The sequence below is a fragment of the Litoribrevibacter euphylliae genome (genome assembly GCF_042646085.1).
Lineage (GTDB): Bacteria > Pseudomonadota > Gammaproteobacteria > Pseudomonadales > Litoribrevibacteraceae > Litoribrevibacter > Litoribrevibacter euphylliae.
Map to the genome: position 1 here is coordinate 174,910 of NZ_JBHRSZ010000006.1, position 19,360 is coordinate 194,269.

General features: G+C 45.6%; 17 protein-coding genes. 7 read left to right on the plus strand and 10 right to left on the minus strand.

Annotated features, from left to right (window positions below; genetic code table 11):
• Positions 1 to 80: 80 nt before the first annotated feature.
• The gene (locus ACFOEK_RS14775; RefSeq protein ID WP_386722227.1) at positions 81 to 953 is read left to right on the plus strand and encodes a hypothetical protein; all 873 of its coding nucleotides are present in this window, start codon (positions 81 to 83) and stop codon (positions 951 to 953) included.
• 59 nt (positions 954 to 1,012) lie between these two features.
• Positions 1,013 to 1,588: an RNA 2',3'-cyclic phosphodiesterase gene (thpR, locus tag ACFOEK_RS14780; RefSeq protein WP_386722228.1), complete on the plus strand. Its 576-nt coding sequence runs from the start codon at positions 1,013 to 1,015 to the stop codon at positions 1,586 to 1,588.
• On the opposite strand, the gene ACFOEK_RS14785 is transcribed toward thpR, so the two are convergent.
• On the minus strand, positions 1,554 to 2,519 hold the full coding sequence (locus ACFOEK_RS14785; protein ID WP_386722229.1) for a LysR family transcriptional regulator: 966 nt from the start codon (positions 2,517 to 2,519) through the stop codon (positions 1,554 to 1,556). The genes thpR and ACFOEK_RS14785 overlap by 35 nt on opposite strands.
• A gap of 198 nt (positions 2,520 to 2,717) precedes the next feature.
• On the opposite strand from ACFOEK_RS14785, the gene ACFOEK_RS14790 reads away from it, so the two are divergent.
• Complete coding sequence (locus ACFOEK_RS14790; protein ID WP_386722230.1) at positions 2,718 to 3,404, plus strand: DJ-1/PfpI family protein; 687 nt, start codon at positions 2,718 to 2,720, stop codon at positions 3,402 to 3,404.
• A gap of 619 nt (positions 3,405 to 4,023) precedes the next feature.
• Positions 4,024 to 4,377 carry a VOC family protein gene (locus ACFOEK_RS14795; protein ID WP_386722231.1) on the plus strand — a complete coding sequence of 118 codons (354 nt, stop codon included), beginning with the start codon at positions 4,024 to 4,026 and terminating at the stop codon, positions 4,375 to 4,377.
• An 87-nt stretch (positions 4,378 to 4,464) separates the two neighbouring features.
• On the opposite strand, the gene ACFOEK_RS14800 is transcribed toward ACFOEK_RS14795, so the two are convergent.
• The 5 genes from ACFOEK_RS14800 to ACFOEK_RS14820 form a co-directional block, all read right to left on the minus strand.
• Positions 4,465 to 7,161, minus strand: a complete 2,697-nt coding sequence (locus tag ACFOEK_RS14800) for a hypothetical protein (protein ID WP_386722232.1) — start codon at positions 7,159 to 7,161, stop codon at positions 4,465 to 4,467.
• Positions 7,162 to 7,826: 665 nt separating this feature from the next.
• Positions 7,827 to 8,381 (minus strand): YbhB/YbcL family Raf kinase inhibitor-like protein, encoded by a 555-nt coding sequence (locus tag ACFOEK_RS14805; RefSeq protein WP_386722233.1) that lies wholly within the window; start codon positions 8,379 to 8,381, stop codon positions 7,827 to 7,829.
• A gap of 226 nt (positions 8,382 to 8,607) precedes the next feature.
• Positions 8,608 to 9,411 carry a helix-turn-helix transcriptional regulator gene (locus tag ACFOEK_RS14810; protein WP_386722234.1) on the minus strand — a complete coding sequence of 268 codons (804 nt, stop codon included), beginning with the start codon at positions 9,409 to 9,411 and terminating at the stop codon, positions 8,608 to 8,610.
• Positions 9,412 to 9,441: 30 nt separating this feature from the next.
• Positions 9,442 to 9,915, minus strand: a complete 474-nt coding sequence (locus ACFOEK_RS14815; RefSeq protein WP_386722235.1) for a GNAT family N-acetyltransferase — start codon at positions 9,913 to 9,915, stop codon at positions 9,442 to 9,444.
• 154 nt (positions 9,916 to 10,069) lie between these two features.
• Positions 10,070 to 11,665: an ABC-F family ATPase gene (locus tag ACFOEK_RS14820; RefSeq protein ID WP_386722236.1), complete on the minus strand. Its 1,596-nt coding sequence runs from the start codon at positions 11,663 to 11,665 to the stop codon at positions 10,070 to 10,072.
• 146 nt (positions 11,666 to 11,811) lie between these two features.
• Between ACFOEK_RS14820 and ACFOEK_RS14825 the strand changes: the two genes are divergently transcribed.
• Positions 11,812 to 12,540 carry a tRNA (adenine(22)-N(1))-methyltransferase gene (locus ACFOEK_RS14825; RefSeq protein WP_386722237.1) on the plus strand — a complete coding sequence of 243 codons (729 nt, stop codon included), beginning with the start codon at positions 11,812 to 11,814 and terminating at the stop codon, positions 12,538 to 12,540.
• Here the strand turns inward: ACFOEK_RS14825 and ACFOEK_RS14830 are convergent.
• Positions 12,504 to 13,121 carry an arylesterase gene (locus ACFOEK_RS14830; protein ID WP_386722238.1) on the minus strand — a complete coding sequence of 206 codons (618 nt, stop codon included), beginning with the start codon at positions 13,119 to 13,121 and terminating at the stop codon, positions 12,504 to 12,506. The two genes, ACFOEK_RS14825 and ACFOEK_RS14830, sit on opposite strands and share 37 nt — an antisense overlap.
• A gap of 139 nt (positions 13,122 to 13,260) precedes the next feature.
• On the opposite strand from ACFOEK_RS14830, the gene nhaD reads away from it, so the two are divergent.
• Positions 13,261 to 14,493, plus strand: a complete 1,233-nt coding sequence (gene nhaD, locus ACFOEK_RS14835; RefSeq protein ID WP_386722239.1) for a sodium:proton antiporter NhaD — start codon at positions 13,261 to 13,263, stop codon at positions 14,491 to 14,493.
• A 160-nt stretch (positions 14,494 to 14,653) separates the two neighbouring features.
• Positions 14,654 to 15,403 carry a helix-turn-helix domain-containing protein gene (locus ACFOEK_RS14840; RefSeq protein ID WP_386722240.1) on the plus strand — a complete coding sequence of 250 codons (750 nt, stop codon included), beginning with the start codon at positions 14,654 to 14,656 and terminating at the stop codon, positions 15,401 to 15,403.
• Between the two features lie 2 nt (positions 15,404 to 15,405).
• Here the strand turns inward: ACFOEK_RS14840 and ACFOEK_RS14845 are convergent, their stop codons facing one another.
• The 3 genes from ACFOEK_RS14845 to ACFOEK_RS14855 all read right to left on the minus strand — a co-directional run bounded on the left by ACFOEK_RS14845 (position 15,406) and on the right by ACFOEK_RS14855 (position 19,278).
• Positions 15,406 to 16,149, minus strand: coding sequence for an esterase/lipase family protein (locus ACFOEK_RS14845; RefSeq protein ID WP_386722241.1), 744 nt, complete (start codon positions 16,147 to 16,149; stop codon positions 15,406 to 15,408).
• Positions 16,150 to 16,280: 131 nt separating this feature from the next.
• Positions 16,281 to 18,386, minus strand: coding sequence for a VIT and vWA domain-containing protein (locus ACFOEK_RS14850; RefSeq protein ID WP_386722242.1), 2,106 nt, complete (start codon positions 18,384 to 18,386; stop codon positions 16,281 to 16,283).
• A gap of 163 nt (positions 18,387 to 18,549) precedes the next feature.
• On the minus strand, positions 18,550 to 19,278 hold the full coding sequence (locus ACFOEK_RS14855) for a helix-turn-helix transcriptional regulator (protein ID WP_386722243.1): 729 nt from the start codon (positions 19,276 to 19,278) through the stop codon (positions 18,550 to 18,552).
• Positions 19,279 to 19,360 lie beyond the last annotated feature (82 nt).

A 19,360-nucleotide genomic window follows, 5' to 3' on the forward strand; every position in this document is an offset into this window, starting at 1 on the left:
AGGGTGGTCTAGAAGTCTTGAGTTGTGTAATTAAAAAGGCCTGGGTACACGAGTATGCGTGCTGGCTAATGTTTGTTTTCATGCTTGTGTGCACTTCTACGATCTCTGCGGATGAAGACTATGGCTGGCATACCTTTAATATTCCTCCTTACGGTTCCAGAGATGGAAAAGGCATAGGGTTTGATTTGGTCGGTGCCTATGTGGCTGCTGGTTTGACCGGGCGAGTAGTTAACACTAATACCGCACGTTGGCAGCGTATGATGCAGGATAAACACTCTGATATTTGTAGTTCGGGCAGTTGGAAATTACCGAATACAGAGCACAGAGTTTATTCTCACTCGATCATGAACACAGTAGATTACGGTGTGGCAGTAAGGTCTGAGCTTTATCAGCGATTATCGAATCAAGGGAAAACCCGTGTGGTCTCGATTGTCGATGTGCTTGAAGCGACCAAAACAGGTGGCAGTATGTTGATCATGGAGAAACGTCCTTTATTTGGTGAAATGGCTCGTATCGTTGAAAAGGCTAAAGCAGATCCGGCCATAAAAGTTCACTACATTACGGTATCTCAAGGGCCTGTTAGCATGCTGAGAATTACCAATACAGCGAATAGAGATGTGGACAGTGCTTTGTTGTTTCCTGAAGAATTTCAAAACTTTGTTAAAGAATATCCTGATCACTCTTTAGAGTATTTAATGCTGAAAGAAGGTACCAGTTTTGCGCCCATTCGTGCCAGCTGTCCGGATACCGAAGCAGGTAAACAACGAATTGCGAGGGTGAATCGTTTACTTGATCAAGGGCTCCGTGAACAGGTATTTAAAAGTTTTCAAAGTTATCTGCCAGATTTTAAGGAGATCAGACTACAGGCGGAGGCTAATCAGCGGTGTATTGAAACTCAATCGTGTAAAGATCCGTTGATTGAACTCTTCAAGAATGAGACAACAAGTGATTGATTCCTGGATCTGGAATACATGCACGAGTCTGAATGAGTCATACATAAAGGTCGTTTGTCATGTCTGTATTGTTTCTAGGGCTTGAGTTATCCGAAACGATAAAAGCGGACTTAGCGTCTTATCTTCCTACTCAATCAAAGCATCTTCGTTTGGTAAAACCGGCGCTGTTTCATATCACACTACATTATTTTGGTGAGATAGAGCGAGAGAGGGTGCTTCATGTTCTTCAGCAATGCAATCAATCTCTGATCTGTCAGCCGTTTGAGCTGACAATGTCGTCTTTGGGGTACTTTGGTAAGAAGCAAAAACCCTCGGTGCTGTGGGCTGGTTTAGACCCTTGTGATGCCTTAAGCAATCTGCATCAGGCGTTGATACCTGTGATGGAAGCGTGTGAACTCGAGGTGGATTCACGTCCTTATCATCCACACATTACTCTGGCTCGAGGTCGGTGGCGATCTAACCCCTTAAAAAAGGATCTGGATATATTGGATGCCTTCTATCGTCAGAGCTTCCAACCCATCCAGTACAGGGTGAATTCCTTTGTACTATTTGAAAGTAAAGTCACAGAACAAGGGCGTTCATACCCTGTCATTCAGCGGTTTAATTTGAAGAAGTGTCGTTTGAGTGAATCCTAAGGTCTTCAGCCCATGTCTTAAATTGCGTTTCACCGCGTGCTTCTATCTGAGTGCTCATGAAATTCAAAAAGGCTCGTATCTTGGCAGGCTGGAACTGACGTTGTGCGTAGACCATCCAGACCCCAAAGCCCTTACCCCGGACAAAAGGTGTAACCGGCACCAGTTCCCCAGAGTTTAACCAATCTCTCGCCAGAAAATGCGGCATTTGTGTTAGACCTAAGCTTTGGGCGCAGAGTTGGGCCATGGCCTCTCCGTCATCCACGATAAAATCTTCGCCAGGGCTTCGAGCCAACGCGTGTTCGGGTTGGTTGACGAGAATAGGCATCAGCTTACCCGTCTGTTTAAAACGAAAACGAATCCAAGGGTGATCGTAGTAGTCGTCCTCAGAAATCGAAGGCGCGCTTTTTAGATTTTCCAGATAGTCAGGGGAAGCACAGGTGATGAAATCCATGGGGCTGAGTTGCTTGGCAATCATGGAAGATTCATCCAGTGAGCCGCTGCGAATACAGATATCGATGCCTTGTTCAATCATATCCACATAGGCATCGTCGAAACTCAGGTCGACGGTAATATGAGGGTATTGGCGATGGAACTCGCCCAGTAAGGGCAAAAGATAACGCCGACCATAGGAAACGGGTGCATTGATCCTTAAACGGCCTTGTGGCGCATCGTTGCTTTGAACCAGTTGATTCTCACACTGCTCCAGTTCTGCCAGTAACTTTCGAACCGTTTCTAAATAAGCGGTGCCGGCTTCGGTCAGGGTCAGTTGGCGTGTGGTGCGATGAAATAAGTAAAGCTTGAGATCACTTTCCAAACGCGCAATGGCTTTACTCACTGTTGAGGGTGATAGCCCTAAAGCTGACGAAGCAGAAGCAAAGCTGCCGCGATCCACCACGGTAATAAAGAGTTTTAACAGATTTAGCTTATCCATATTGGTCGTCTTTCAAGTGAGTAATTAGGCGCATTATTGCTGATCACATTATTACTTATCAGGCTAAAAGTATTAGTGAATTAATATCATTAGTGAAGTTCTATTCGTGATATTTAAGCACTTTAGGCTTAGGCATAAAATCCAACTCACCTTTTATTTACGTTTAATTTAATTGCACTTATGAATAGGAGACCTGTTATGACGGGTAGAATTCGTGGTTTTACAGTGGGCGCGGTGTTACTCAGTGCTACCGTATCTGGTGTGGCAATGTCGACACCTGCAATGGCGGATGACAAACGCATAGGCATCATCGTATTTGATGGGGTGTTGAGTTCGGATGTGACAGCCCCGATCGAGGTGTTTGGCATTGCCAGCAAGAAGAGTTGGTTCTCGGATTATGAAACGCTTGTTATTAATGTCGGTGACTCTGAGTTGATCACCACCGAAGAGGGCATCACGCTGAAGGTCGATGCCCATGTGAAAGATCGACCTAAAGTTGATGTGCTCTTGATGCCGAGCAGTTATGACATGGATCCATTGTTAGAGAATCAACAACTGATTGATTACATCGAACAGACGTCAAAAACGGCAGAATGGATGGCCAGTAACTGTTCGGGAGCGTTTGTATTAGCAGAAGCCGGTGTGCTTGATGGTAAGAAAGCGACGACATGGGCGGGTGGGGAATCCGGTCTTGAGAGTGCTTACCCAAAGGTGGATGTTCAATACGATACCAATTATGTAATCGATGGAAACGTAATTACCTCCAATGGCAGTGTGGTCAGTTACCAAGCCGCACTGGCTTTGTTAGAACAAATGTCTTCTGAACGTAAAGCAACGGAAGTACGGGAAGCACTTCAGATGCAACGAGTTTGGAAGGTAATGTAATGTGTAGATTAAAGAATTAAGTCTAATTCTTTACAAAATAATGAAAAATCGGGGTTATTCACAATTTTTGTGGATAACTCTGTTATTAAGTTATGCGGAAGTGCCTTGAACGCCCGTTTTATGCGGAAAACTCGAAAACGTATCAAAAATATACTGAATTATAAAAGTGTAATAAAATCAGTGCTTTATGTTTATTTTGTCTTTTTTTTGGAACACTCTTGAATTGTTGTTCTAAATATGAATTTAATCTTTACTCAAATGTGAATAATCATAAAAAAATGCGTTGACATTTGAATTTTTGATTCAAATTATATGAATTGGTTATCTAATGTACGTAAAAGTTATCCACTTAATCTGTGTATAACTTACTTAATAAGTGTCTAGTAAGTTGCTCAAGGCCACGAATTGTAAGGCTTAGAAGAAAGTGGTACGTTTTTGTTCAGGTCAAAAATAATACACTTATTTTGCGCTTTTGCCTGTGGATTATTTTAAAAATCAAGCATTTTATATGAGATTTAACGCTTAGAGGACAAGTGGTCTAAGCTGTGAGTTATTCACAAAACGGTATTGAGCTTTTGCGTCCAAGTTTAATGGCATGACGAACGAGAAGGATTTTGTAATGAACGAACATGAAAAGATAAATTACGTTGAGTTTGCGGCGAAGGATTTGACTGCTACCAAACGCTTTTTCGAACAAGCTTTTAGTTGGGCATTTGAGGATTATGGCCCTGAGTATGCGGCGTTTTCCAACCAAGGATTGGACGGCGGTTTTTTTCAAGCGGATATGAGTTCGAAAACCACACAAGGCGGTGCTTTGATTGTCTTCTACAGTGATGACTTGGAGGCAACGCTTGAGAAGGTAGAGCAAGCGGGAGGTAAGATTGTGAAACCGATATTTACCTTTCCTGGTGGTCGTCGTTTTCAATTTGAAGAGCCAAGCGGTAATGAGTTGGCTGTGTGGAGTGATTGCTAACGGCGGTTATTAACGGGATACAAAATCAGAGCTGGTCAAAGCCAACTCTGATTTTGTTTTTCCGACTTAAACGGGTCTGTTCCGAAATTAGTATCCTGGGCCGGTGTGTAGTTTAGAAGGCACCGCTCGGAAGTAGTTAATGTTGTATTCTTTTTCGTCCTCTGTACTGTTCCACTTCTCCTCAAGTGCTTTTAAATCTGTTTGCAGCTGATCAAATACCGGTTTCATTTGCTGTTTGTAATTGGCATCAATGCCATCCAACAGATAGGTGAAATCGTTCATCAACAGGGTGAAACGAGCTCGACCTGTGGCTAAGGCCACGTAAGCCAGTGAACGCCACTCATCAACTGCCGGTGTACCAAGATCTCTCGGAATTTGTGGTGAACCAATACGAGGATCTAACGCGGCTTTCACACCCGTGGTGCCATAGACCTGATGACGAACAACCGTGTGATGGATGGTATCTGCCGCAAAACGCGCAACACCTTCTTTGGTTTTGAATGCTTGATAGCGGTTTGGTAAGCCGTTCACCAGTACCTCTAACAACGCAGAGTGGAAGTCTTGAAGGTATTGGTCTTCTTTCACTGCATCATCGTTTGGATAAATAATATCGATCAGTGCGGTGGTGTACTTATGCCAAATACCAAAGTACTCCAACTCCCAATTGATGCAGGCGTTTGGAAGAATTTTATCTTGTGTTTCCCCCGGTTTAGGCGGCATCGTCATTAACGCCGCTCGTTCTTCAAAGTTCTCATCTTCACCGTAGTGGAAGTCGTGATAGCAGTCGTTGAGGTGGTTAATCAGGCTGTCGTGTGTCGTGGCGAAGATCTGGGTAAACACCGCGCCTTCTTGCACCAAGTGCTCAGTGGTGATTTCCTCGGCCAACTCGTGGGAGAAGAAATGCAGGTATAAGAAAGTACGGAATGGATGCGTCCATTGGCCTTGCACATCAAAGGCGTTATGCATGGCCACTTCCACCAGATTATAGGTCATGTGAATTTCAGCTAAGTGCTTGCCGCTGATGACTTGGTAGTACATCGAAGCCAGAACTAAACTTTCAGCATACCGGAAGGTACCGCTGTTTGGATCCGCCGGAATTTCCTGATCTGAATGTGGTGCTACTATGGAAATCAGTTCTAAACATTCTTTGTCATTGTTGATTTTGAAGTAGGCCTTACCGCCGTAGGACTCATAGTCAGGTTTTGTTTCATAGTTTTCTAGGAAGCTGAAGTCTGACACCAAATAGCCCGGCCCTTTTTCTAGACAAGCTTTGGCGAAGGTTGCGGCTACTCCAAACTCAGTAAGGTACGCCATCAATTGACCTGCTTTGTACGCATCAATAACGGGCTCCGGTGTTTTCTCCATGTGGCCGCCGTAACCAGGAATGGTCAGACCAAAGATTTTCTTGGTGAACAAGTTCGGCCAGTATTCTTCGCCGTCACTCCAAATCGGTAATCGAGGCTTTGTCTCGATAGGAACGGATATCTTGGCTTGCGGGAAGAAATGATCCAGTAAAGCAATGACTTTAAAGATGCCCACGATCTTGTTCACTAGTTTCTTAAAGATAGTAACGTTCTTTTCCAATTTAACAGCGGCAGGAATCGACAAGCTTTGTAGTAAAAACTCGGTATGTACTTGATAGTAAGGCTTGAGCTGAGTTTGTTCAGGCGGGTTGTTGTCATACACGGTGCTGAGGTTGAACGGTTTTGGAAAACGCTTGGCACTGACTAGGAAGAAATACAGAGGTGCCCAAATCAATTGGCTGGTTTGAGAGCGCCACGATGCAAGTGTCTTGGGAGATACCACTGCCACCGCAATTAATCCAATGGCGCAGCTGGCAATAAAGCCCCAAAGAAGCAAACTGCCCTGTGGTAAGGCGATGGCCATTTTCTCGGAGAAACCTGGAGAAGCGATCGTTGCTTCCATGATAGCCATGAATAGCAATACGCCGGAAATGGAACTGATGATATGGAACGCGGTGCTTTTATACGGGTTTGATGTACCGATCAAAAGAGAGGTCATTTGAAGTAATGCCTGACCAATCAATAACTGAGTGACCAGCTCCCCACCTGGCGGTGTGACGGTAGCACTGAGCACAATAATAATTTGAGCCACTTGAGTACCCAATAAGGTTAGGCTGACAGCGGTTTGTGCCCCCCCATAAAAGAGGGCAAAGCCTAAACCAAATGCTGCTGCACCTGAAAGGTAGAGTAGTGCGGTTCGCAGCTCTACCTGTGCAATCATCATGCTACAGGTAAAGAAGAACAGAGACGCTACCACTGGAGCAAGGTTCAAGAATCGAATGCTTTGAATGAATTGTCCGAATTTGGTTTTCATCAGCTGGAAAGGCTGACCTGTGACTAACAACGAGCCTTCATAGAGAAAACCTAACCCCGCACCAAAGATGGTGAATAAGAAGGGAACCCAAGTCCAGCTGGCTAACTCCCCGGTCGGTAGGTTCTCGAAAATGGCTAAGGGGATTACGTCATAGGCTTGGCCAAGTCCGGTAAGCTGCATGAACATGGCAACGGATAAAACCGTCATTAATAACAAACTGAGTACGGATAAGAGAGATCCAAACACAGAAAAACTGGGCACTACTGGTGTTTCAAAACGAACAGCCGTTGCGTACTGAATATTCATCACCGAGTGATCGTGGTCGTACTTACTTAAATTTGGCTCGTCTGAACCTGGCACACCTTGGTCTGCACGAACTTTATACAAGCTGGCTGTTTCATCGCTGCTCTTCGTTTGCTCTTCAACAGGGGGGGTATCAGTAGACATCGAACTAATCTCCATTTAGTAATTGCTCGTTATTCCGGCGCTGATACTGCTAATGATCGACTACTGCCTGGGCTCTATTTGTGACTGCGAAAAACCGCCAGTTGAGGTTTTAAAAACTATTGCGCTCGACGATGCGTTGTTAAAATTCTTCTGGGGCGCCAGTCCGATCAAATGCTCATTTATCAAGATATAAACCGGAGGGCCGGCCCCTACGCCTTTTCGATGAATTTTGCCTAGCCTAGTCTTCGCTCATAACGTTTTAAATCCCTCAACTTATGTTTGGTTATTGGGTAAATAAAAAGCTGCACCAAACCTGTTTATGACTGGCTTGGAGGCTAAGTTTCAAGTTAGCAGAGTTTCTAGAAATTCGATGTCATCTCAGGACAATAAATAGGAAAGAATTAACGATTTTGCGCAAAAATAGCGGTTGCCCATTATCCGTGTGAGCAATACCTGTATGGAGTGTTCAGATACAGAGAAAGGGGTATAAGGAAGAGCTCATAGAACCGTAGGATAATGACGTTTAGTGCCCTGTTTTGGTTCGATGACTGTGCTTTGATAGTACAGCTTCGAAAATACCATCTTCCTTATACCGGCTTTGGCCTATTTAATGTGTTAGCCATTTATTATTAGTGATGTATTACTAGTCATCTCATAGCAGCGCATTAGCGCTGATATAAGGCTTCCAGTGTTGCTATTTCTAAGGCATGAGCATTGAGATAGTAACCGACCAGAGCGGCACTGCCTTCCGCGGGTAATTCCAGTGTTTCTACATCCAAAGCAAACACTTTGAATTGATAGCGATGGGCCTTATCACCTTCCGGCGGACAAGCACCACCAAAGCTTTTGCTACCGTAATCGGTTCGGAAGGTTTGGCTGCTTGCTGGCAAGGCTGTGCTGTTTTCCGCGCCTGCACCGGTTTCCAAGCTTGTTACCGACGTTGGGATATTCGTGACCACCCAATGCCACCAGCCGCTGCCGGTCGGGGCATCCGGATCATACGCTGTGACTGCAAAGCTCTTAGTGCCTGTTGGCGCATTCGCCCAGCTTAGTTGTGGCGACAGGTTCTGACCGTCACAACCGAAGCCTGCAAATTCATGGGCTTTTGGCATTTTTTCACCGGTACGAATGTCGGTGCTGGTGAGTGTCATGTCTGCGGATGCAGTCGCAGTAAATACACTGGTTAACGCAAGGCTAAGTAAAGAGGAACGTAGTTTCATCAGAAACTCCTTCGGGTGTTTGGATTAAGAGTGTTCGGATTAAGGGTGATCAGATCTGTTGAGATCTAATTGATAGCAATGAGTCTATCGGTCTGAGAAATCCGTGTTCGCCGGAAACGTTCAAGTTGTTGCCTGAAACCGCCAAAGGTGCTTTTGAAAAATTACTTGTTGAAAAACTACTTCTTTAAAAACTAGGTGTTGTAAAAACTCGTTCTTTAAAAACGATTTAAAGCGCTTGTCTCAATTCACTCGGAGTTGTTTGAAAGCGCTTTTTGAAGCGTTCACTGAAACGTGACGCCGATTGGTAGCCGCATTCCAATGCAATCTGATTGATAGGAAAGTGGCTGGTTTGGATCAGTCCAAGGCCGTAGGTGAGGCGCAAATCTTCGAGTAATTCCCGAAAGCCGGTGTTTTCTTGTTGCAGTCTACGTCGTAAATTGGATTCGCTGGTAGCAAGGGCTTGGCAGACCTCTTCCAACTTCCACTCTTTAGCGATGTCAGTTTGCAAAAGATCAACTACCTTCGTTCGCCACGTTGGCGTGGCAGGGCAACGTAGGTTGGCATCCAGTTGAAGATGGCTCAGTAATGCGGCCAGTTCTCTACGGCGAGAGTGTAAAACATCAACGGGTAAGCCGCTCTTACTCAAATTCATTAACTGCAACACCAGTGTCAGGATAGATTTCGGTGCCTGTTGAATCTCAATGCTTGGTACATCGTCGTTATTGGCGGCTTTATTCGGGAAATCTTCTGGTGAGAAGGGAATCACCAATGCCATATAGAAATCGTTGGGGATATTGGCAAAGGGAAACTCGTATCCGCTCGACACCAACAACATATTGCCTTCCGGGCATTGAGTCGGCGTTGGCCCTGAGATCTGTTTGGCGCCGCGCAGAACCAACATCAAGGTTGGTTGGAAAAAATGGACACGGTGAAGCTGTTGCTTCTCTCGACAATGAAATACTTGAACCGGAAAACTACCATCGGCTTGTTCGATCAGTGCATGTGCTTGAGTGATGAGTTGCGCCAGCATGTCCATTGCCTTAGCTTTGTGAGCAGGAGCTTAATTATTCTCAGGATCAAGCAACATATCAATATGCGGAATATCGTCTTCCAGATACATATCCGAAATGGTCTTGAAACCTAACTTTCCATAGAAGTTTTCCAGGTGTTGCTGGGCACCGATTTTAATCGGGATATTGGGTGTTTCTTCCCATACCGCATCAATGGAACGCTGCATTAATTCGTAACCCAACTTGCGACCGCGCGCTTGTTCTGAAATCACCACTCGACCAATGGCCGCTTGGTTCTCTAATAGGCTACCTTTATGAACAATTCCAGGTGGAATCAAACGGGTATAGGCAGTGATTTGATCGTTTTCGATGGCCATAAGATGGCGGCATTGCTGATCGAGATTATCTAAATCTGAATATGGGCAATTTTGTTCAACGACAAAAATATCTATGCGCAGTTTGAGGATCTGATAAAGCTGTTCCAAAGACAGTTGATTAAACGCTAATACTTGCCAGTTGATCATTATTTTCTTACCTGCGGATTATCTGGAATTCTCAGGTTAGCTAATGTGCCATTATTCTTGGCTATTTGCACAGCTTTTCGGGTTACTTTTGGTACAGGCTATCAGAAGCAGCATTATGCTTATTGCTGCTTCTGAATGGTAACGCTGAAAGGGGCTAGCCTTCCAAATCCTGAGATGCCAAGTACTCATCGTAAGTGCCTTGGAAATGCACCAGTTTCTGGTCTTTGATTTCAATGATTTGTGTGGCCAACGACGAAACGAATTCACGGTCGTGGCTCACGAAGATTAAAGTGCCTTCGAACATTTCCAGTGCCATGTTCAAGGCTTCGATGGATTCCATGTCCAAGTGGTTGGTTGGTTCGTCCATGATCAATACGTTAGCGTTACTCATGATCAGTTTTCCGAACAATAAGCGGTTCTTTTCACCACCGGAGCAGACGCTGACTTTCTTGCCGATGTCGTGAGAAGAGAACAGCATGCGGCCAAGAATTCCGCGTAATGATTGCTCATCATCTTCCGGACGGCGCCATTGGCTGATCCAATCAAACAAGGTCATGTCGCAAGCGAAATCGTCGTTGCTGTCCTGCGGGCAATAACCCAGCTTGGCGTTTTCAGCCCATTTGATTTCACCCGAAGTTGCGTTTAATTCACCCATCAAACACTTTAGGAAAGATGTTTTACCGACCCCATTTTCACCGATGACGGCCAAACGAGAACCGGCTTCAAGGATCAGGTTGCCACCATCGAACAGGTGCTCGCTCTCATATCCAAAGCCCATATCTTCAAGAATGAAGGCTTGGCGATGTAATTTCTTTTCTTGATTGAAGCGGATAAACGGGCTGACGCGGCTGGAAGGTTTGATGTCATCCAGTTTGATCTTTTCCATTTGCTTAGCGCGAGAGGTTGCTTGTTTTGCTTTCGATGCATTGGCAGAGAAACGGCTCACAAATTGTTGAAGTTCGGCAATTTGTGCTTTCTTCTTAGCGTTATCCGCTTGCAGACGTTCACGCGCTGCTGTCGATGCAATCATGAAGTCATCGTAGTTGCCCGGATAGATACGCAGCTCACCGTAGTCGATGTCCGCCATGTGGGTACAGACTGAGTTTAAAAAGTGACGGTCGTGCGAGATGATGATCATGGTGCTTTTACGTTCGTTAAGCACGCTTTCCAACCAGTGGATCGAGTGAATGTCCAAGTTGTTGGTTGGTTCGTCCAGTAGCAAAATATCTGGATCAGAGAATAAGGCTTGAGCAAGAAGTACACGCAGTTTCCAACCCGGAGCTACTTCGCTCATCAGACCGAAATGCAATTCTTCAGCGATACCTGCACCTAACAGAATTTCACCGGCGCGCGCTTCGGCGGTGTAGCCGTCCATTTCAGCGAACTGAGTTTCAAGGTCGGCGACTTTCATGCCGTCTTCTTCTGACATTTCTGGTAGTGAATAGATACGATCGCGCTCTTTCTTCACTTCCCACAATTCTGCGTGGCCCATGATAACGGTATCAATCACAGTGTATTCTTCGAACGCGAACTGATCTTGATTCAGTTTACCGATACGCTCGTTAGGCGTTAATGATACTGTGCCTGAGGTTGGTGCCAGTGATCCATCCAAGATTTTCATGAAGGTCGATTTACCGCAGCCATTGGCTCCGATCAGACCGTAGCGATTGCCTTCGCCGAATTTTACAGAGATGTTTTCAAAGAGCGGCTTGGAGCCAAATTGCATGGTGATGTTTGCTGTCGAAAGCACGAGAGAAATCCTGAATTGATGTGGGCAAAAAATGAGCTGCGTACTTTAAGGATTTCTAGAGGAACAGTCGAGCGATATTTTAAGGCAGTCGTCGACTAATTGGGGTAGGATACAGCTCTTTTTACGCCCGCTTTTCTGTTGTAGCCATGAAACTCAGCCCGCGACTTCAAACCATTATTGACCTGGTCGAGCAGGATTATCAGCATATTTGGGACACTTGTTGTGATCATGGCTTGTTAGGCCAAGCGTTGCTTGCTGATACTTCGAAAGAGAGTCAGAGTTCAAAAGAGACAGATAACCGTCCGGTGATTCACTTTGTGGATGTGGTGCCGGAATTGATGACTCAGTTAGAAACTCGATTGTCAGATGAGGCGAATGAGTTTAAAAAGTATTGGCAGATTCACTGCCAGAGTGCTGCGCAATTAAATCTTCTCGAATTTCCTAAAGAGTGTCGCCATTTGATCATTATCGCCGGTGTGGGTGGTGACTTGATGATTGAGATTATTCAAGGTTTGTTGAATTCAATTAGAGAGACTAAACACTCTGAATGCTTAGGAAATATCACTTTTCTGTTGTGCCCGGTTTACCATCATTATCGAGTTCGTACTTTCTTGGCAGAGCAGGGGCTGGGGTTGGAAACCGAAACGCTGGTGGAAGATAAAGGCCGCATCTACGAAATATTTCGGGTGTCTTTCTCAGCAACTCACCCTTTATCTTCAACCGGTGATCAGATGTGGGATTTCTCCGAGCCTACACATCGCCGCTACCTAGAACAAACCATTAAACATTACCGTCAAGTGGTCAGACGGCACCCCGAAGCACAGCAAATCATCGAGGCTTATTTGTCGATAGCGCCTTCGTCAATCAACCTTTGATACAAGCCTTCCGCTAACTTCCGATAGCCTGCCGCGTTTAAATGAATCGGGTCTGACTTGTATTGCGGGCTGCGCAGAAGGTCTGAGACGAGTTCGGCCTCCAATGGCACTTGGTATTCTTCTGCTAGTTCAAGATAGAAGGGCGCGGTGTCTGAGAACAGCTGCTTTTGCGGAACACCCACTAACAACACTTGAATATCGTTCCGATGAGCAATCTCTATCATCTTTGCCAGGTTTTGCTTTGTTTGAGTCGAAGAACGGTTTCGTAGGATGTCGTTCCCGCCTTCCAACAAAATAACCAGGCTGGCTTGATAGTCTTCCAGAGTTTTCTCGAAGCGTGTTAATCCTTGCGCAGTCATTTCTCCTGAAATGCCAGCGTTAATCACTCCTTGCCCGGTCAGTTCTTCTAATACGGCTGGATAGGCGTTGGCCTTATCCGTGCCAACGCCTTCGGTAAGGCTATCGCCAAACGCAACAATGACATCGTGTTTGGACAAGGGCGTGAGCTGACCTGAGTCTGAACAGGCTACTAAAAAAACGGTGCATAAAATTAACAAACTGTGTTTTAGGTGTTGCTTCATTATTCAGTTCCTATTCACTTGAAGCCTTGTCGAATCATACGATGTGACTTCATCGGGTGATAAAAATATCCGTTTATTTTCAAAAAATGGAGGCGCATAATCCGTTCGAAAAATTTGACAGATAAGGCAGGAATTGAAAATGCACGTGCTGATATTGAGTTTGATCGCGCTGGCGTTTGTCTTAATCATCATTGAAGATGTTATTCATTTGAATAAGGCAAAATCAACGCTTTTTATTGGATCTCTGGTGTGGATCTTAGCATTTATGTTTCCCGAAGGAGGAAACATTGAGCACGTAAAGGAAGGGTTAAATGAAAACCTTCTGGAGATCGCAACGCTGTGGTTATTCTTAATGGCGGCGATGACCTTTGTTGCTTATCTCAACCAGCAGGGGTTGATTACGCAGCTCGTTTATCGGTTGTTACCGAGTAAGATTAAGCTCAGATCGTTGATGTTTATGATTGCTTTGCTGGGCTTATTATTCTCATCTTTGGCCGACAACATTACCGCCTCATTGATCATGCTTTCTCTGCTGGCTTCTTTGAAATTAGAGCCCAAGCAAACGCTGAAATTTGCAGCCTTGATTGTGTTTGCGGTGAATTCAGGTGGTGTATCTTTAATCACTGGGGATGTAACCACCTTGATGATCTTCCTGGCGGATAAAGTCACCATTACTGACTTGTTTTTGTTAATCGCGCCTGCAGTATTTGGTGTGATGATGCTGGCCTTGTTCCTGATGCGTGGCATCAATGAAGAAGTGACCTTGCCGAAATTTAAACGCCCAATCGCCTTCGCTGATAAGCTGATTGCGTTGTTGTTCCTGATGACCATTGTTGGCACGTTAGTTATGAGTGTGGCCTTCTCTGTACCGCCTGTGCTGACGTTCTTGTTTGGCCTATCGGTAATGTTCATTACTCATCGAATCATCTACAAGAGCGAAACCAAGCCAAACGTGTTGGAATATGTGCGTGAAGTGGAATTCGATACCTTGCTCTTCTTCTTAGGCGTTCTCTTGTTAGTAGGCATGTTGAAAGAACTGTCGGTGTTGGACTTCCTTCCTCAGTTGTATCAGGTAATGCCTGTGTATGTTGCAAACTACTTTGTAGGGATTTTGTCGGCATTGGTTGATAATGTGCCGTTAACTGCAGCAATCTTGAAATCTGGTATTGAAATGGATACGGCGGATTGGCTGGGTCTGACTTACGCGGTAGGCGTGGGTGGGTCGCTACTCATTATTGGTTCTGCGGCGGGTGTGATTGCCTTGAGTAAACTTACCGAGCTGACCTTCATTACCTATATGAAGTTCTTCCACTGGTTGTTGATGGCGTATACCGTGGGCTACTTGGGCGTGTTGGCGATAGCGAATTTGTAATTATCAATAGGTCTGTGAATTGCATTTGATAAAGAACCCTGTCTGCTTTAGGCGGGGTTTTTTGTTGTTCATTTGCCGGTTTCCTTTAGTGTATTAAAAATTAGTTCGCTAAAATGTACGTTCAGGAATCTCGATTTACATCTCAAAGGAATGAATTTTCATGTCGCGTAGCTCCTCTCTGATTAAGGCTTTAAAGGCAAGCCTTAAAGCCAGCGGTCTCAAATACCTTGATGTAGCTAATGCGCTGGATCTGAGCGAGGCCAGTGTTAAACGGCTGTTTGCAGAAGAGAACTTTTCGTTAAAACGATTGGATCAAATCTGCGAATTGTTGGGGATGGAGTTTAGCGATTTGGTGGATATTGCTCGCCAATCCAGCCAGATTCGGACACTGACCATTGAGCAAGAGAAGGAAATTGTTAACGATATTTCTTTGCTCATTGTGGCAAACAGTGCCCTAAATCGATGGAGCTTTGAGGATATTCTGAGTGTTTATGAGTTCAGCGAAACCGAGCTTATACAATACCTGGCCAAGCTGGATCGGTTGAAATTGATTGAGTTGTTACCAGGTAATCGTATTAAGCTGCTGGTAGACCGAAACTTTAGCTGGCAAAAAAACGGGCCCATTCAGCGCTTCTTTGAAGAAAAGCTGGTGATGGAATTTTTCAGTCACCGATTTAATGACCCAGGCGAAAAACGTCAGGTCTTGGTGGGCATGCTATCGAGAGCGTCTAATGAAACCTTCCAACGCAAACTTGATAAGCTGGCTGAAACTTTCCACAGTTTGCATCTACAGGATGAAAAGCTCCCGGTTGAGGAACGCTTTGGCACCAGTGTTATTACTGGGATGCGTTTGTGGGAACCTAAAGTCTTTGAGTCCAAGCGTCGTGTAAAGGACGAGCGAAAATTTTAGTCTTACGTCCCTTGAATTGTTTCGGTTGCAAACTGCCCTTGTGCTAAAAAGTGTTTTACCTGAGCAATGACTTTTCGATTCTTCATCATAAAAGGGTGAGTGACGGGCAGTACGATGTGCTGTTTCATTCCTTCAAGTTTTGTATTGGCAACGGTGACTTTTCCATCGTCAGAACCGGGTAGCCACAGAGATAGGATGGGGTTGGCTGTGCGAGAACCCGCGATGACCCCAAGTTCGAAATTGGCTGGGCCAAGTTGTGCTGGCGTACTGTTTTCTTGAGTGCCTAATTGCAGTGATGAGGGGCCGCCGATCCATTCAAAACCGGGTAGGTTATGTAACTTATCCACAACCTCACTGCCTTGATTAGGCGGCCCTAACATGACGACTCGTCCCAGGTTAGGAATTGAATGATCTGCCAGATATTGCCTTACCAAAATGCCACCCATCGAGTGAGTGACAAAGTGAATCTTGAGGGCTTTGGGGCATTGGCTTAGTGCGTTGTTAATGTGTGTTTCTGCGAGGCTTGGAATCGAGTCTGATCGAGATGGGTAGTCGTAATTCACTGTCGCATAACCGGCTGTTTGCAGTGCTTTATCCAGTTTTTTCATGGAGTGTTTGGATTTTGCCAGCCCATGCAGCAGCACCACGCATTCGTTGTTGTGATTAGCGGGGATGTCGAAAGCATACGCCGGAAGAGATAGTGCAAATAGCGTCAATATTTGGATGAGAGGTCTTCTTCTGAACATAAACATGGCTTTTACATTATGGTTGTATGGCGTTGTAGTTGTAGAGCTTTGTGGTTAGAGGTGGTAATGAATGTATCCCGACGGGCTTTCTAAGCTAATACCTCTGAAAAGCCCTCGGGATAGTGTTTCCTTTACACCTTACGGCGTTTGTTTTTAAAGGTGCTAACGAACAGTGGTAATAACATCAAGATCAACCAGAAGTCACTGGAGCCGCCACCGGAACCACCACTTGGGTATGAGCGAGGTGATTGGAACGCCGGTTGTTGCGTGTCTTTACGATTATCACGAACACCTTGAGAGGCACGTTGTTGACGCGCTGCCTGTTCGGTTTTAACGCGCTTGTCGTTGTTGCGCGCGATATTTAGTTGTTTGAACACTTCCTCTCTTACCACGATCATTGAGGTGTAATCCGTCACTAAACCGTATTCTTTGGCAAGATCGACGATGGCTTGTTTTGCATCGGCATCTTCGCCCAGGTAATCAATCTTATTTTGAAGTTCTTCAATCTTTCCGAATGCCCACAGACGCTCGATTTCAGGATTTAACTGACTGTCATCAGGAAACTCAAAAGACGTTTTGTAGACCTTCTGTTCACCAGAAACCTTACCTTTGATGGTGACATCGGCTTTGCCTGATCCCCAATAGTGACCGAATAGAATCAACTGCTGGCCTCGGTACACCGAACCAATTTTCTCGGGTGTTAGATCTCTGACTTTTACGCCATCAATTTCCACTTCCACATCGTGAAAGGCTTCGTGTGTCAGCTTGCTGGTTGCAAGCATCAGATTGCCAACGATGTCATCACTGTTCGATACGCTCATTGCAAAGCCATTGGAGATTTTAGCCATGCTGTTCAATAAAGGTCGATTGGCGCTGTTGCCCATGACAAAGGTGAATAATCGAACATCGTATCTCTCGAGTAATTTCAGAAAGGCTTTCTTCTCGGTGGTGCCGACATTAGCGACGCCGTCAGTGACCAGAATGATGGCACTGGAACGGTCTGAATCGAGATCGTCCATGCCTTCTTCCAAACCTCGATATAGATTGGTGCTGCCGTTTGGTTGAGTGTTTTCGAGCGTTTGTGTATAGCGCGTTACATTCTCAGGCGTTGCCAGCGTATAGCCTCGGGTGATCTCGTTAGCGCTGTTGTTGAATAGCACGATACGGAATCGGTCATTCGGATTAAGTTTGGCAAGCCCTCGGTTAACGCCTTCGATCAAACTCTGGTATTTACCTTGCATTGAACCGGAGAAATCCAAAACAAATACCCAGTCGCGGCCTTCGTTAATTTTCTTCAAATCATCGCCCGGTGTGATGGTCATCATGAAGGTGCCACGAGACTGACCTGGCTCTTTATTGGCAATCATATCCACTGAACCGGGAAGCCCTTTCTGATGACGCCAGTAGACGGTGATATCCTGATCCAGTGTTTGAACTATGTTTTGTGTTGTGGTGGAGGTGATTTGAGCACTTTCGACTCCTTCCTGGGCTTCCTGAGAGATTGTGTCATTCTCTGTCTCGTTATCTGCCTGAGCGTTACGCATTGAGATTGACCACTCCTGCTTGGATGTGGAATTAGCAACGGCTTGAGGATGTTTCGGAAGACGAATGTCTTCAATTGGGTAAGACGAACGAATCTTCATATTGAAACTAAAAGCTTCGGTCACCTTATCGTTGTATGACCAAAACGCCAGCTTCTCTTCATCGACGCCGCCTTCTTCAAGCGGGTAGACGTATCGGCCAATGCCGTGATCCGCATGAACGGCCTGAATATAGACCAAGCGTATTTTGACATCTTGTTTCGGTAAGACAGGGTAGACGGCACTGTCGAACGACTTGTGCTCATCCTTCTCGGTCAGAGCGGTTTCCCGGCCTTGCGCTTTCTCTTGTTCGTAGATGTTTCTGGCTTGTTGTTTTTCCATTACCTCGCCGGTCACCGGTTGGCCGTCAATCCAGTAGGTGAACTCACCGACAGCCGCTTTTTCAGGTACAGGGAAGGAATAAATGGCTTCAAGTGTGACATCGTTGGGGTTGCCAAAGACTTGAGTCACGCTGGTGATGGCATAACCATCTTCTACCGTGACTTCAACGTGATGCTGCTTAATTTCCAGGTCAGGAAGGTTACTGCCTTTCGGGCTCATTAACCCAGCAGCTGTTGCGATTTGACTGAGTGAAATCCCCAGTGTTGTGATAAGTAATGTTTTGAGATATCTGGTTGCTATATTCAAGGTTTTCATAGCGCCCTCCGTTTGTTTTTTCGTAATGATCGGAGTGGAATTTAGAGCTAAGAAATTGGGCGCTCAATGGAAACAATCCAAGTTGAAGTGAGTGATTCTTGGGGTATTAGGAGGTAATACTTTTTAGATGAAAAGCGGTACATTGTTTAGTTGAGCAAATGACTCACTGCATTTTTTCACCCGAACTTTGAACTGGTGTAATCCCATCCTCAAAGGGCACATATCGACGCCGAAAGGTGCTACCTTCTACGATTTCAGGTGTACTGATCCGGTCCATTCGAAAATGGCGGAAGTCTTCACGAGCCGGGTCCCAGGCGACTAAATACCATAGTGGCGGCAAGATCAGCATGGCTTGGGGTTCCACTTCACGATGGCTTACTTTTCCTTTTGCGTCACGGTATTGAAAGCGCAGGCAGTGTTGTTGCAAAAATGCCGTCTCGAAGGCGGGCAACAGAGTTGTGTCCATTTCCCCCATATCGGATATGTCCACCTGCGGTGCAAGTTTCCCAACGTAGAGGCAGTCTAAAAAACGGCGTAGGCCGCGTATCTTATCCGATGGTAAGGCTTTCTCTATTTTGGCGAGGCCCACATCTGCAAGCTCAGAGAAGGGGAGATTGCCGGCTGCACGCATGGAGGCAACGCTGATAAGCAGCGCAAAGACTTCGGCGACCGAAAGCCGGGCCGTGGTTTGAATTGATTGAGGGTCAAGTTGCAGGCCGCCCCCAGGCCCGGACTCAGAATGAATGACAAAGCCTTCATCACGTAGCGTGCTGATATCGCGCAGTACTGTACGTCTGGATGCGCCGACTTCCTCCGCTAATTCAGCGATGGTTGAAGTGCTTTTGCGGCGAAGGCTGCGAACTATGGCATCTTGTCTTTGGCGAACATTCATATCGTCAGGTTATTCATTGTTAAGGAAGTTATTGGTGTCAATATTTGGCACTGATGAGTTTTACATTATCTGCTCTTACCAG

What these genes read in the sequence shown, in the direction of transcription:
- ACFOEK_RS14775 (WP_386722227.1), top strand. Translation starts at nt 81, where the DNA reads ATGCTTGTGTGCACTTCTACGATCTCTGCGGATGAAGACTATGGCTGG.
- thpR (WP_386722228.1), top strand. Translation starts at nt 1,013, where the DNA reads ATGTCTGTATTGTTTCTAGGGCTTGAGTTATCCGAAACGATAAAAGCG.
- ACFOEK_RS14785 (WP_386722229.1), bottom strand. Translation starts at nt 2,519, where the DNA reads ATGGATAAGCTAAATCTGTTAAAACTCTTTATTACCGTGGTGGATCGC.
- ACFOEK_RS14790 (WP_386722230.1), top strand. Translation starts at nt 2,718, where the DNA reads ATGACGGGTAGAATTCGTGGTTTTACAGTGGGCGCGGTGTTACTCAGT.
- ACFOEK_RS14795 (WP_386722231.1), top strand. Translation starts at nt 4,024, where the DNA reads ATGAACGAACATGAAAAGATAAATTACGTTGAGTTTGCGGCGAAGGAT.
- ACFOEK_RS14800 (WP_386722232.1), bottom strand. Translation starts at nt 7,161, where the DNA reads ATGTCTACTGATACCCCCCCTGTTGAAGAGCAAACGAAGAGCAGCGAT.
- ACFOEK_RS14805 (WP_386722233.1), bottom strand. Translation starts at nt 8,381, where the DNA reads ATGAAACTACGTTCCTCTTTACTTAGCCTTGCGTTAACCAGTGTATTT.
- ACFOEK_RS14810 (WP_386722234.1), bottom strand. Translation starts at nt 9,411, where the DNA reads ATGCTGGCGCAACTCATCACTCAAGCACATGCACTGATCGAACAAGCC.
- ACFOEK_RS14815 (WP_386722235.1), bottom strand. Translation starts at nt 9,915, where the DNA reads ATGATCAACTGGCAAGTATTAGCGTTTAATCAACTGTCTTTGGAACAG.
- ACFOEK_RS14825 (WP_386722237.1), top strand. Translation starts at nt 11,812, where the DNA reads ATGAAACTCAGCCCGCGACTTCAAACCATTATTGACCTGGTCGAGCAG.
- ACFOEK_RS14830 (WP_386722238.1), bottom strand. Translation starts at nt 13,121, where the DNA reads ATGAAGCAACACCTAAAACACAGTTTGTTAATTTTATGCACCGTTTTT.
- nhaD (WP_386722239.1), top strand. Translation starts at nt 13,261, where the DNA reads ATGCACGTGCTGATATTGAGTTTGATCGCGCTGGCGTTTGTCTTAATC.
- ACFOEK_RS14840 (WP_386722240.1), top strand. Translation starts at nt 14,654, where the DNA reads ATGTCGCGTAGCTCCTCTCTGATTAAGGCTTTAAAGGCAAGCCTTAAA.
- ACFOEK_RS14845 (WP_386722241.1), bottom strand. Translation starts at nt 16,149, where the DNA reads ATGTTCAGAAGAAGACCTCTCATCCAAATATTGACGCTATTTGCACTA.
- ACFOEK_RS14850 (WP_386722242.1), bottom strand. Translation starts at nt 18,386, where the DNA reads ATGAAAACCTTGAATATAGCAACCAGATATCTCAAAACATTACTTATC.
- ACFOEK_RS14855 (WP_386722243.1), bottom strand. Translation starts at nt 19,278, where the DNA reads ATGAATGTTCGCCAAAGACAAGATGCCATAGTTCGCAGCCTTCGCCGC.